Source organism: Ruegeria sp. H7, from assembly GCF_056532945.1.
Map to the genome: position 1 here is coordinate 103,600 of NZ_JBQFNZ010000002.1, position 13,094 is coordinate 116,693.

13 protein-coding genes are annotated in these 13,094 nt (G+C 59.0%); 7 read left to right on the forward strand and 6 right to left on the reverse strand.

Features of this window, described 5'->3' with window-relative positions; translation table 11 throughout:
* The first annotated feature begins 68 nt into the window (after positions 1-68).
* The 4 genes from ACR0AC_RS05525 to ACR0AC_RS05540 all read left to right on the forward strand — a co-directional run bounded on the left by ACR0AC_RS05525 (position 69) and on the right by ACR0AC_RS05540 (position 3,275).
* Entirely contained in the window at positions 69-818 is a 750-nt protein-coding gene (locus tag ACR0AC_RS05525; RefSeq protein ID WP_170449657.1) for an alpha/beta fold hydrolase, read from the forward strand.
* Positions 818-1,810: an alpha/beta hydrolase gene (locus tag ACR0AC_RS05530; protein WP_480626196.1), complete on the forward strand. Its 993-nt coding sequence runs from the start codon at positions 818-820 to the stop codon at positions 1,808-1,810. Before ACR0AC_RS05525 ends, ACR0AC_RS05530 begins: the two co-directional genes overlap by 1 nt.
* A gap of 49 nt (positions 1,811-1,859) precedes the next feature.
* Positions 1,860-2,474: a hypothetical protein gene (locus ACR0AC_RS05535; protein ID WP_170452995.1), complete on the forward strand. Its 615-nt coding sequence runs from the start codon at positions 1,860-1,862 to the stop codon at positions 2,472-2,474.
* A gap of 84 nt (positions 2,475-2,558) precedes the next feature.
* Positions 2,559-3,275, forward strand: a complete 717-nt coding sequence (locus ACR0AC_RS05540) for an alpha/beta fold hydrolase (RefSeq protein ID WP_480872310.1) — start codon at positions 2,559-2,561, stop codon at positions 3,273-3,275.
* Here the strand turns inward: ACR0AC_RS05540 and ACR0AC_RS05545 are convergent.
* Together ACR0AC_RS05545 and phaZ are read right to left on the reverse strand one after the other, a co-directional pair.
* Positions 3,266-3,850 (reverse strand): DUF6151 family protein, encoded by a 585-nt coding sequence (locus tag ACR0AC_RS05545; protein ID WP_170622034.1) that lies wholly within the window; start codon positions 3,848-3,850, stop codon positions 3,266-3,268. The genes ACR0AC_RS05540 and ACR0AC_RS05545 overlap by 10 nt on opposite strands.
* Before the next feature lie 5 nt (positions 3,851-3,855).
* Positions 3,856-5,127 (reverse strand): polyhydroxyalkanoate depolymerase, encoded by a 1,272-nt coding sequence (gene phaZ, locus ACR0AC_RS05550; RefSeq protein ID WP_170622033.1) that lies wholly within the window; start codon positions 5,125-5,127, stop codon positions 3,856-3,858.
* Positions 5,128-5,239: 112 nt separating this feature from the next.
* Between phaZ and ACR0AC_RS05555 the strand changes: the two genes are divergently transcribed.
* The 3 genes from ACR0AC_RS05555 (at position 5,240) to phaR (ending at position 8,304) form a co-directional block, all read left to right on the forward strand.
* Positions 5,240-7,042 (forward strand): PHA/PHB synthase family protein, encoded by a 1,803-nt coding sequence (locus tag ACR0AC_RS05555; RefSeq protein WP_480872312.1) that lies wholly within the window; start codon positions 5,240-5,242, stop codon positions 7,040-7,042.
* 129 nt (positions 7,043-7,171) lie between these two features.
* Complete coding sequence (locus ACR0AC_RS05560) at positions 7,172-7,618, forward strand: phasin family protein (RefSeq protein ID WP_170449690.1); 447 nt, start codon at positions 7,172-7,174, stop codon at positions 7,616-7,618.
* A gap of 134 nt (positions 7,619-7,752) precedes the next feature.
* Positions 7,753-8,304: a polyhydroxyalkanoate synthesis repressor PhaR gene (gene phaR, locus ACR0AC_RS05565; RefSeq protein ID WP_170449693.1), complete on the forward strand. Its 552-nt coding sequence runs from the start codon at positions 7,753-7,755 to the stop codon at positions 8,302-8,304.
* 49 nt (positions 8,305-8,353) lie between these two features.
* On the opposite strand, the gene ACR0AC_RS05570 is transcribed toward phaR, so the two are convergent.
* From ACR0AC_RS05570 to ACR0AC_RS05585, 4 genes are all read right to left on the reverse strand, one after another.
* Positions 8,354-9,568: an aminotransferase class I/II-fold pyridoxal phosphate-dependent enzyme gene (locus tag ACR0AC_RS05570; RefSeq protein ID WP_170449696.1), complete on the reverse strand. Its 1,215-nt coding sequence runs from the start codon at positions 9,566-9,568 to the stop codon at positions 8,354-8,356.
* A 116-nt stretch (positions 9,569-9,684) separates the two neighbouring features.
* Positions 9,685-10,989 carry an NAD(P)/FAD-dependent oxidoreductase gene (locus tag ACR0AC_RS05575; protein WP_480872315.1) on the reverse strand — a complete coding sequence of 435 codons (1,305 nt, stop codon included), beginning with the start codon at positions 10,987-10,989 and terminating at the stop codon, positions 9,685-9,687.
* Between the two features lie 45 nt (positions 10,990-11,034).
* Positions 11,035-12,393, reverse strand: a complete 1,359-nt coding sequence (locus tag ACR0AC_RS05580) for a glutamine synthetase family protein (RefSeq protein ID WP_170449702.1) — start codon at positions 12,391-12,393, stop codon at positions 11,035-11,037.
* Positions 12,393-13,073 carry a type 1 glutamine amidotransferase gene (locus ACR0AC_RS05585; protein ID WP_480872317.1) on the reverse strand — a complete coding sequence of 227 codons (681 nt, stop codon included), beginning with the start codon at positions 13,071-13,073 and terminating at the stop codon, positions 12,393-12,395. Before ACR0AC_RS05585 ends, ACR0AC_RS05580 begins: the two co-directional genes overlap by 1 nt.
* Positions 13,074-13,094: the final 21 nt, after the last annotated feature.

A 13,094-nucleotide genomic window follows, 5' to 3' on the forward strand; every position in this document is an offset into this window, starting at 1 on the left:
GACGAGTGATCCGGGAATTGCACTTGGGGGTAGGGCGTGCATGATGCTGCAAAAGGAATGAGGGTTTTATGGCAGCAACGAATTTTCTGGAGACGGCGCAGGGGCGGCGGTTGGCCTATCACAAAAGCGAAGGCGCGGGGCCGACCATTGTTTTTTTGGGTGGGCTGAAATCGGATATGGAAGGCACCAAGGCCGTGCATTTGGAAGCTTGGGCAAAGGCGCGGGGGCAGGCGTTTTTGCGGTTTGATTATTCGGGGCACGGAGAGAGTTCCGAAGCGTTTACCGATGGCTGCATTGGGGATTGGCATGAGGACACTGTTGCGGCTGTATCGGGTCTGACCGAGGGGCCGCTGATCGTTGTCGGGTCGTCCATGGGGGGGTGGCAGGCTTTGTTGCTGGCGCGTGCCTGCCCCGAACGCATTGCAGGAATGGTCACTATCGCCGCTGCCCCGGACTTTACCGAAGATGGTTACTGGTCGTCCTTTAGTGATGAGCAGAAGGCGGCGCTGGAGACTTTGGGTCATGTCGAACTGCCCTCGGATTACATGGAGCCATACATCATCACTAAAAGGATGATCGAAGATGGCCGACAGCGTTTGGTGCTGCGATCACAACTGGACCTGCCATTTCCAGTGCGCTGTCTGCACGGAACCGCAGATACCGCGGTGCCCACAGAAACGGCTGTGCGACTGCTCGAGCACGCAACCAGCCCGGATCTGCGCCTGTTGCTGGTCAAGGATGCGGACCATCGATTCTCGGACGGGCCTTGTCTGGGATTGATCGAACAGACGGTTCTTGAAGTGATGGGGGAAGGCTGATGCGGCGTTTTGGATGGATTTTGGGGCGTCTGTTGTTGGCACTGGTCGCGGTGGGTGGTCTGATCTACTGGTTCGGACCGCGGGAAGAGGTAAACCTTCATCCGAGCTTTGATGCAGGAAAGTTCGGCGAGGGTGTTCAGGTCTATTTCGAAAGCACCGAGTCCGCTTTTGACGACATCGTTCCCGGTGTTGAAAAACGTGTGATCTGGCAGGATGGATTCAAGGAACAGCGCACGCCCTATTCGGTACTGTATGTGCATGGGTTCTCGGCCAGTTCCGAGGAAATCCGGCCGGTCCCTGACAGGGTTGCCGATGCGCTGGGGGCCAATCTGGTCTATACCCGCCTGCAAGGCCATGGGCGCGATGGGTCTGCGATGGGCGATGCAACCGCCTCGGGGTGGATGCAGGACATGGCAGAGGGGTTGGCCGCCGCGCGGGCCGTGGGGGACAAGGTGATCGTCATGTCGACCTCAACCGGGGGCACACTGGCTGCGGCTGCCGCGCGTGATCCCGAGCTGAGTGCGGATGTTGTTGGCATGGTGTTTGTGTCGCCCAACTTCGGCGTTAACACCCCTGCGGCCTTTATCCCCGGCCTGCCTTGGGCGCGGGAGTGGTTGCCGATTCTGATGGGGGAGGAACGCGATGTATCCGGCCCGGATCCGGAAAAGAACAAATACTGGTCTTCGGTCTATCCTTGGGAGGCCGTGGTGCCCATGACAGTTCTGGTTGAAACGGTCTATGCGCTCGATTTCTCGGACGCTCTGGTCCCGGCCCTGTTCTGGTTCTCGGATGACGATCAGGTCGTTCGCCCCGACCGGACTCATAAGGTGGCTGAAGCTTGGGGCGCTCCGGCAACGGTTGAGTTGGTCACGATGGGGCCGGGCGATGATCCGTCATCCCATGTTATTTCCGGTCGCTTGATGTCACCCGGGCAAACAGACGCGACGGTTGCCGGTATTCTGGATTGGCTGAAAGGGTTAGGGGTTCAATAGCCGCCCTTGCCGTTTCCGATCGGAGCCGATGATGCGTAAACCGGCCAGTATGTGGAGCCTTGAGACGCTGGGCCGTGTGCGCCTGTCGCGGCATTTCTTCATGCGGGACTTTCTGTATTCCGAGATTGGCAATTTTCACGAACGCCAGAACATCCCCGACAACCCGGATCTGGCGATTGAGACCGGGCGCGCCTTTTGCCAGACGCTGCTTGACCCGTTAGAGGAAACCTTTGGCCGAATAGCAGTGCGGTCCGGCTATCGGTCGCCGTCGCTGAACCAATTCGGCAATGAAAACAAACTGAACTGCGCGCGCAATGACAACCCTTTGGAATGTCACATCTGGGATCGCGGCGAGGGCGCGGCGCGGATTGCCGGGGCCTCGATTGTGATCCCGTGGTTTGCCGACCAATACGAACAGGGGCGCGATTGGCGCGATCTGGCGTGGTGGATGCATGATCATCTGGACTATTCCGAGATCTGGTTCTTTCCCAAACTCTGCGCTTTCAACCTTGTCTGGCGGCCTACGCCGATGCGTCGGATCGACAGCTATATCGCGCCCCGCGGATGCCTGCTGCGGCCCGGAGCCGAGCCTGAGGAAACACTGGCAGCCCGGCAGGCCCGATATGCTGATTTTCCCAGTTTTCGCGGCATCACCTACCCGTGAAGTTTCGCTTGCCCGGTCGCGGCAAAACTCTCATTCTGGGGGAAAACGAAGGGGTTCGGATATCCGAACTGATGGAGGCCCCGCGTGATCGAGCCGTTGGTGTTGTTACCTGGTTTTATGTGTGACGCTCGACTGTTTCGCCCGCAGATCGACGTGCTGTCGCGCGAACGGGCCGTGACTGTTGCCCCCATTTCACTGGGAGAGCGGGTCGAAGAAATTGCATCGAGCCTATTGGATCAGTTGCCGCATCGGTTTGCGCTGGCGGGGCTTGCGCTGGGCGGTGTGGTTGCGTTGGAAATCATGCGGCGCGCACCGGATCGGGTGTCGCGCCTGTGTCTGATCTCGACCGATGCGCAGGCTGACACGCCGCAAATCGCGGCTGCACGCGAAGACCTGATCATTGGGGCGCAGGCGGGGCGACTGGATGAGGTGATGCGCAAGGTCGTGGGCTCGGACGCGCTGGCGCCGGGGCCGCAACGGATCCCGATCCTGAACGATCTGCTTGCGATGGCGGGTGATCTGGGTCCCGAGGTTTTTGTGCGGCAGATGCGTGCCATGCAAAGGCGACCGGACCAGCAAGGCACCCTGTGCCGGATCAAAGCGCCCAGTCTGGTCTTGGGGGGAAAGCATGACACGCTGACCCCTGCGCGCAAACTCGGCTTTATGGCAGACATGATCCCGAACGCAGATTTGCACCTGTTGGACAATGCAGGGCACTTGCCAACGTTAGAGGCACCGGGCGTTGTGACCAATGCGATGCAAAGCTGGCTTCAGGTGCCGTCCAGACCCCGCTACGGGTAAAGCGCGTCGCGTTCGGATTTGTCGATCAGTTTGGGGGGCACCACAGGTTCGCCCGTCGCCGGGTCGAAAAACGGAGTTTTCTTCCAACTGCCGGACAGGCGGGATTTGGCGACACGTCGAACCAAGCCGACGATGGCCGGGCCAAGCCCCTCGTGCTTTTGCTTGCCGTTGGGCTGGGGAATGAACCCGCGCGTTGTGATCGGACCAAGGGCCGAGTTATCGGCGATCCGGGCGGCGATTACACCGGCAAATGGGAATTTTGGTCCGCGTGGTGTGGTCGCAAGCGGCGCGTTGCAGCATTTGGCATACCAGCGCAACATGCCGTTGGGGCTGAGTTTCATTGCCGCCAGATGTTCATGGCCGGTCTCGATCACAAACTCTTCGGGGGCGATCTGGAAAACCTCAACCGGACCGGGGGCGGGATCGGGCTGGCCGAAATACAACTGGGCCGCGCGGCAATCATGGCAAAAGCACTCGGCATGCGTGGCAAGGCGCGCACCGTCACGCGTGATGCGGCCCGTCAGCTTGCCGCACTGGCAGGAAAAGGCGAGATCGGTTGTGTCGCTCTCGCCCATTTCAATCACGCGACCTTGTTTCTGTTCGCGGCGCGGCGCTGTGGCTTGCGGCTGTTTTCATTCATGAAATCAATCACAAGTGGGCGAATGTTGTCGCGCCAGCTGCGCCCCGCAAAGATGCCATAATGGCCTGCACCGGGCTCGACATGGCTGGCCTTTTTGCTGTCCGGAAGGCCGGTGCAAAGGTCCAGCGCCGCGATGCACTGACCGGGGGCCGAGATGTCATCATTTGCGCCTTCGACGGTTTTCACGGCAACATCGGTGATCTTGCTCATATCGACCTTGTGACCGGCCACAACAAATTCGTTGCGCGCAATCTCGCGATTTTTGAAGACACGCTCGACCGTGGACAGATAGAATTCGGCGGTCATGTCCATGACGGCCAGATATTCATCGTAAAAGCGGTTATGCGCGTCGTGGTCCGAGGCCTCATCCCGGATCACTCGCTGGATCTGGTCCGAAAAGGCTTTGGAGTGTCGCTCGGCATTCATCGACATGAACGACGCCAGTTGCAGCAGGCCCGGATAGACCATGCGACCAACGCCCTTGTACTTGAACCCGACCCGCTGGATCATGGTTTCTTCCAACTGACCCATTGTCACCCTGCGGCCGAAATCCGTGACATCGGTGGGCGTCGCATCCGGATCGACCGGGCCGCCAATCAGGGTCAGAGTGCTGGGCTGCGCCTTCGGTTCCAGCTCGGCCAGATAGGCCGTTGCGGCCAGCGTCAGCGGCGCGGGCTGGCAAACAGCGACGACATGGGTGTCGGGCCCCAGCTCTTTCATAAAATCGACAAGGTAGAGGGTGTAATCCTCGACATCGAACTTGCCTGCAGACACGGGAATGTCACGCGCGTTATGCCAATCGGTGATGTAGACCTCACAATTGACCAACAGACTTTTGACCGTGGAACGCAGCAATGTTGCATAGTGACCGGACATCGGCGCGACCAGAAGGACCTTCCGCTGTTGCTTTTCCCGCCCGTTTACCTTGAAATGGATGAGATCGCCAAAAGGGCGTTCCAGAACAGTGGTAATGTCGACAAGATGATCTTTGCCGTCCTCGCAGGTGAATGTACGGATCCCCCAGTCAGGTTTCACGACCATGCGCTGGAAGGTCCGCTCGGTCACCTCGCCCCAGGCGGCCATCCAGCTGAAGGCCGGGTTCGGAACCATCGCAAACAGGGGGTAAGAGGCCATCGCGCTGGCGGTAGAACCAAGCCATTGGTTCGTGTTGCGCATGGTCTCCATCAGGTCGTAGGTCATCATATAGCGCATGGAAGCTGCCTCCGGCGTGTAAGGCTAAGAGTTTTGGACCATTCGCCGCTTTGCCCCCCGACACCCACGACGTTATTCTGCATAGCAGCGAGGTTAGGGGGATATTGTTAAAATGACAACAAGTGAAGACCAAATGCCTGACGTGACTGAAGAACATATTGAACGCCTTAAAGAAAATATGGACAAGGTTGAGACGCTGTCCAAGCGCCTGATCGAAATTATGGCGACAAAGAAGACCCATACCCCCGCTTTGGATGGTCCGAATCAAGAGCTTTTCGCAAGAGCAGCAACCGCCTACTGGGCCGAGGCGTGGCAAAATCCCGCCAAGCTGCTGGAACAGCAAATCGAATATTGGGGAAAATCGGTTCTGAACTTCGCCGAGGCGCAGCAGGCACTGGCCACGGGTGAGGTCGATGACGAGGAAAATGCGCCCGGAGACAAGCGTTTCTCGAACCCTATGTGGGAAACCAACCCCTATTTTCGCCTGATCCGCCAGCAATATCAGACAAACGCGCAGGCTATTGCGCAGGCTGTCGCCTCGGTCGACGATCTGGGCGACAAGGACAAGCGGCGGTTGCAGTATTTCTCGCAACAGATTGTCGACATGATGGCCCCGACCAATTTCCTTGCGACAAATCCTGACGCTTTACAGAAGGCCGTCGAAACAGAAGGGCAGTCGCTGGTTCAGGGGCTCGAAAACCTTGTTTCGGATCTGGAGGCCAATGATGGAGAGTTGGTCGTGAAGCTGGCCGACGAGAACGCGTTTGAGGTTGGCGGCAATCTGGCCACCACTCCGGGCGAAGTGGTCTATCGCAACCGCATGATGGAGCTGATCCAGTACAAGCCTGCGACTGAGACGGTTTACGAAACGCCCGTGGTGCTGTTCCCGCCCTGGATCAACAAGTTCTATATCCTGGACCTGAAGGCGCAGAACAGCCTGATCAAGTGGATCACGGAACAGGGCTATACACTGTTTGTCGTCAGCTGGGTCAACCCGGATGAAAGCTATGCCGAAACCGGCATGGAAGATTACATTCAGGATGGCTTTCTGACGGCGATCGAAGAGGCCAAGAAGATCTGCAAGGTCAAGCAGGTCAACGCAATCGGCTATTGCATCGCCGGCACCACGCTGAGCCTGACGCTGTCCCTATTGAAGCAGCGCGGTGACAAATCGGTAAAGTCCGCCACGCTGTTCACGGCCCTGACCGATTTCTCGGATCAGGGGGAATTCACCCCGTTCCTGCAAAACGACTTCATCGACGGGATCGAGGAAGAAGTGAACAAAGAGGGCGTTCTGCGGTCCTGGATCATGGCGCGCACGATGTCCTTCCTGCGATCCCGGGATCTGGTCTATGGACCTGCCATTCGCAGTTACATGATGGGCGAGATGCCCCCGGCCTTCGATCTGCTGTATTGGAACGGGGACGGTGCGAACCTACCGGCAAAGATGGCCGTCGATTATCTGCGCGGCCTGTGCCAGCGGAACGAGTTTGCGGGCGACGGGATCGAATTGCTGGGCCACAAGCTAAAGGTCAGCGACGTCGATGTTCCGCTGATGGCGATCACGTGCGAGACCGATCACATTGCCGCCTGGAAAGACTGCTATCGCGGCGTGCAGAAAATGGGCTCACGCTCGAAGACATTTGTGGTTTCGGAATCCGGTCACATTGCGGGCATCGTCAATCCGCCCAGCAAGAAGAAATACGGCCACTACACCAACCCCGAGATGAAGGTGGATTCCGACACCTGGTTGAAAGAGGCGGATTTCCACGAAGGGTCCTGGTGGCCGATGTGGGAGGCATGGCTGAAAAAGCGGTCCGGCAAGCAGGTTCCGGCGCGTGACACGGGCGATTCGGATCATCCTGCCCTTGCACCGGCCCCCGGAACCTACGTTGTGGCCAATCCAAACGCCTGATTTCATTTTGAAACTAAAATTTTCTGCATTGCAGCAAAAAATACTTGCAATGCTGCAATGCAGAAATCATATTGTCCTCAAGCTGATGAAAGCCGGGGTGGGCCCGGTTCGGCAAAAAGGATTAGGACAATGGCAAAGACCCAAGACTTTACCGCGATCATGAAAGACGTCATGGGCGCATTTCCGGTAGACACCACCGCAATGGAAGGTGCCTTCAAATCGACCGCAGCCCTGAACGAAAAGCTGTCGGGCGTTGCACTGGACGCGGCTGAGAAATCGGCCGAGATCTCGAACAAATGGACCAAGGACACCCTGGCCAAGCTGAGCGAGATGTCCAAAGCAAAGGCAGAGCCTGCTGACTACGCCAAAGCGGCAACCGACTTCGCAAGCGCGTCGGCTGAAGTTGCAGCTGAAAACCTGGCCGCTTTCGCAGAAATCGCGAAAAAAGTTCAGACCGAAACCGTCGAGTTGCTGATGGCCGCTGGCAAAGACGCTGCTGAAGAAGCAACCGCAGCTGTCAAGAAAGCCACCAACGACGTGACGACTGCTGCAAAGAAAGCAGCAGCCGCCAAGTAAGAACGGCCGCGACAGGCACCTTATCCTCCCTACAGGTGCAATCGCGTTGGGCAGGTCCATTGACCTGCCCTTTCTTTTTGTGCTGCAGTCGCATAACCTGCGCTGCAACGCATCATCCTTGGGGAGGGTACAAGGTGTCGGACCAAGAAAAACCGCTATTGATCAAGCGCTACGCCAGCCGTCGGCTGTATAACACTGAGACCAGCGATTACGTGACGCTCGAAGACATTGCGGGGTTCATTCGGGACGGGCGCGAAGTTCAGATCATCGACCTGAAAACCGGCGACGACCTGACCCGTCAATATCTACTACAAATCATCGCAGAACATGAAAGCCGGGGCGAGAATGTGCTGCCGGTCAATGTGCTGAACGATCTCGTGCGCAGCTATATGGTGCCGGGCGGGGGTATGATGCCTCAGTTCCTGCAAAGCTCGTTCGAGATGCTGCGCGAAAGCCAAAGCAAGATGATGGAAAACATGAACGCCATGAATCCGATGTCGCAGATGCCCGGGTTCGACGCGTTGCAGGCGCAGCAGCAGGCGTTTCTGAAAGCCATGACCGGTGGTCTGTCCGGCGGCTGGTCCGGACCGGACAAGGAAGAAGAAAAGCCTGAGGCCAAGGAAGATCTGGACGATATCAAAAAGCAACTGGCCGAGCTGCAGAACAAGCTGTCCAAGTTGAACTGATACCACTATCAGAAAAAGCAAGGCCCGCATCGCGCGGGCCTTTTTCGTGTCAGGTGCCGTACACCGGAACCGGGCCCGTCACCTCACCGACCGAGGCCAGCAGGATGTCGGCGATCACATCCAACTCCTCGCGCGTCAGGCGGACGGGAAGGCGCACATCGCAGGCTTTCATCAGCATGTCGCGGGTCTGGGGCAGATCGAACGTTTCGGGCAGGAACTGCCAGTTCCAGAAGGCGCGGGCGTTGTTCTCGCTCAGACCGAAAACCTGAACCTTGACGCCGCGCGCGTCCGAGGCGGCGGCAAAGGCGCGGATCTCGTCCTCATCCAACCCGACCAGATTGAACTGGATCGAATCCGGCGCGCGACGTTCGGGCGCCAACGGGGCAGGGACGTTGATATACGGAGAACCGTTCAGGCGCTCGGCAACATAGTCATGGTTTGCCAGCCCATCTTTCACCCGACGCGCCAGTTCCGGCAGTTGCGGACGGATCACGGCGGCGCTGAGGTTGCTCATCCGCAAGTTATACAGCGGCAACTGGTTCTGCCAGCGGGCAAAGGCCTGCTCCAACTCGGGCGAGTTATCGCCGCGCGGGGTTTTGTGTTTCTTCCAGTTGCTCTCATACGCGCCGGACATGATCACGCAACGGGCCACCAGATCAGCATCGTCGGTGATCAGAATGCCGCCTTCACCTGCATTGATCATCTTATAGGACTGGAACGAGAAGCAGCCGATCTTGCCGATGGTCCCGATGTTGCGACCGTGCCATGTGGTACCCAGCGAATGGGCAGCGTCTTCGATCACCGGGATGTCGCGCGCGTCACACAGCTCCATGATCGCGTCCATATCCGAGGTGTGGCCGCGCATATGGCTGATGATGACGGCCTGCACATTGTCCAGCTTGGCTGCGAAATCAGCCATGTCGATGCGATAGTTCTCGGCCACTTCGCAAAGGACCGGAATGCAATCCGCATGCACGACCGAGGAGGGCACCGCCGCAAAGGTGAAGCCCGGGATCAGTACCCGCGCATCGCGGGGCAGACCCAGCGCCTTCAGCGACAGAAACAAAGCCGCCGAGCAGGACGAAACCGCCAAAGCGTATTTAGAGCCGAGAAGTTCGGCAAATTCCGCCTCCAGCAGTGCGACCGGCGCATCCTGTGGTGCGGTATAGCGAAACAGGTCGCCTGATTGCATCAGGGCATCGATGGCATCTCGTGCAGCGGCGGGGATGGGTTCGGCGTCGTGGACGTTGGGGGGCAGCGTCATATTTGGATTTCCCGAATTCTAACTTTCGTTTATTTAAATCAGGCGCGCAGCCCGTGCCAAGCCCCCAATCGCCGGATCGGCAAAATTTCACCAAACTGTCGCAATGGAAAATAGGGTCAGATGCCCAGCCTGTCCCGCATCGCATACCAGGTCATCGCCAGCACCAGCAGCGGGCTGCGCAGGGCGGGGCCGCCGGGGAAGGGCAAGGCGGGCACGCGGGCCAATGTATCGAACCCTTCGGCCTGTCCCTGAATGGCCAGAGCCATCAGTTGACCCGCATGAGTCGCAGTCCCGACCCCGTGGCCGGAATAGCCGGAAGCTGACAGAATATTGGGTGCAACCCGCGCAAGATACGGCATCCGGCGCATCGTAATCGCAAGCGTGCCGCCCCAGGCAAAATCGATTTTGACGTCCCGGAGATGCGGGAAAATCTCGGTCATCGGTTTGCGCACCGTCGAGGCGATGTCGGACGGAAACCGATACCCATAGCTTTCACCGCCGCCAAACAACAACCGCCCATCCGCGCTGAGGCGGAAGTAATTCACCACAAATTTCGTATCCGCAACGGCAACGTCCTGAGTGAGCACGCGCGCGGCGTCGTCCCCCAACGGCTCGGTCGCGGCGATGAAGTTGTTGATCGGCATAACCCGCGCGGCCACCTTCTGGTTCAACGCACCGAGATAGCCGTTACAGGCCAGAATGACGTTCCGGGCGCGAACCGCGCCATGCTGGGTGCGGACCAAGGCGGGGTCGCCTTCGTCGATCCCCAGAACCTCGGTGCCTTCAAAAACGCGCGCGCCCGCCGAATGCGCCGCCTTTGCAAGCCCAAGCGCATAGTTCAACGGATGCAGATGCGCCGCGCCCCTGTCCAGATAGCCGCCTTTGTAAGCAGGTGAGGGGCACAGCGCATGCCCCGCCTCTTCGTCCAGCAACTCGATCTGGTCATAGCCATACCGGTCCGACAAATGGGCAGCGTGGTCATGCAGGTCGTTCTGTTCCGCAACTGACAACCCAAGCCCCGCAACGCCGGGTTTCAGATCGCAATCAATCTTGTGCTTCGCGATCAGGGACTTGACCAGATCCTTAGCGTCTTCGGCCAGATCCCACAGCTTGGCGGCATCGTCCAGCCCGACCAGCCGTTCCAGATCTTCCTGATCCATCCTCTGCGCGCTGCCCAACTGCCCGCCATTGCGGCCTGAGGCTCCGAACCCGACACGGTGCGCCTCAAGCAGCACCACATCCATCCCGGCTTCGGCCAGATGCAGCGCGGCCGACAACCCTGTATAGCCGCCGCCAACGATACATACATCGGCGCGGGCCTCGCCCTCAAACGCCGGGAACGGCTCCAGCGGATTTGCGGTCGCGGCGTACCAGCTTGCCGGATACTCGGCCTTGCGGTCATTGGAGTAGAGCAGATTCATCTTCTTCTCGTTCCAAATACGGATATCCCGAACGCCTCAACAGGCTCAGACGTTCAGCAAAAGGTGCTCACGCTCCCAGGGGGAGATCACCTGCAGGAACTCCTCATACTCGGCCCGTTTTACGATACCGTAGACGCGGGCGAATTCGGGGCCCAGAATGTCATGCAACTCGGTGGCCTCGTCGAACAGATCCAGCGCGTTGCCCATGACCTGAGGGATGTCGCCGTCGCCTTCATACGCGTCGCCATAGAACTGACGGCGGGGGCGTTCCTGTTGGATTAGCCCCAGATACCCGCAGGCCAGCGACAAAGCGATGCCCAGATACGGGTTGCAATCCATCCCGGCGATGCGGTTCTCGATGCGCCGCGCCTCGGGGCCCGACAGGGGCACGCGAATGCCGGTGGTGCGGTTGTCCCGCGCCCACTCCAGATTGATCGGCGCAGCGTGGTCTTTGACGTAGCGGCGATAGGAATTCACGTAAGGCGCCATCACCGCCAGACCAGCGGGCAAATGGCTCTGCAGCCCTGCGATGAAGTGATAAAACGCATCCGTCTCACCGCCTTGCGGGCCGGAAAAGATGTTCTGACCCGTTTCAATATCTGTGATCGAGTGATGGATGTGCATGGCCGAGCCGGGCTCATCCTCAATCGGTTTTGCCATGAAGGTGGCGAAACAGTTGTGGCGCAGGGCGGCCTCGCGGATCAGGCGTTTGAAATAGAACACCTCATCGGCCAGCTTGACCGGATTGCCGTGGCGCAGGTTGATCTCCAACTGTCCCGCGCCGCCTTCCTGAGTGATGCCGTCGATCTCGAACCCCTGATGCTCCGCGAAATCATAGATGTCGTCGATCACTGGGCCGAATTCATCCACCGCAGTCATGGAATAGGCCTGCCGGGCGGCAGCCGGACGTCCAGACCGGCCCATCATCGGCTCGATTGATTGGGCGGGGTCGACATTGCGGGCGACCAGAAAGAATTCCATCTCGGGCGCGACGACAGGTTTCCAGCCTTTGTCGTGATACATCTGCACAACGCGTTTCAACACGTTGCGGGGGCTGTAGGGGATGGGCTCTCCGTCCCTGTCATAGGCGTCGTGGATCACTTGCAAGGTCCAGTCACCGGTCCAGGGTGCGGCAGATGCGGTCGTGAAATCCGGTTTCAGGATCATGTCCCGTTCGATGAACCCGTCCTCGCCCGCAGCCTCACCCCAGCCGCCCGTGATGGTCTGGTAGAAGATACTGTCGGGCAGGTGGAAATAGGATTGGCGGGCAAATTTCGAAGCCGGAACGGCCTTGCCCCGCGCGATACCGGGCAGGTCCGAGATAATGCATTCCACTTCGTCCAGCCGGTGCCCGTCGATATAGTTCTGCGCGGCCTGCGGTAAGTCGTCTGTCCAATCGGCCATCAGTCCCTCGCTTTCTTCAGGAAATCTGCCATGACCTGCGCGATCCGGGCATTATGATCCGGCGCGGTTTGCCGGTTTGCGGCGGCTTGCATCAGATCATCGGGCACCACGCCCTTGCCGCGCGTGCGCATCAGGCCCGAAACGAAGTCGTTAGTGAACTCGGGGTGGGCCTGAACCGTCCAGATCTGATCGCCATAGCGCAGCATCGCGTTCTGGCAGAAGTCGTTGTGCCCAGTGACCTCGGCCCCGTCCGGCACCGCGACAACCTGATCCTGATGCCAGGCGTTCAGCCAGACTTTTTCGCCGTCATAGTCATATTCTGTGCGCCCCACGGCCCAGCCGCCATCGAATTTCCGGACGGTTCCACCCAAGGCCTGCGCGATGATCTGGTGGCCGAAACACACGCCCACAAGCGGTTTACCACTTTGATGGATTTCGCGGATCAGCGCCTCAAGCCGGGGAATCCACGGCAGATCCTCATACGCGCCATGGCGCGAGCCGGTGATCAGCCAGCCTTCGGCATCCTCTGCACCGGTCGGGAAGATCCCATCAACGACGGGGTAGCTTTCAAAATCCAGCCCGTGCCCGTCCAGCAGGTCGGGAAAGAGTGAATCGTAATCCCCGAATGTATCCCGAAGCGCATCAGGGGTGTGGCCGGTCTGTAGAATGCCGATTTTCATAAGTCACCAAATTTGATCAAA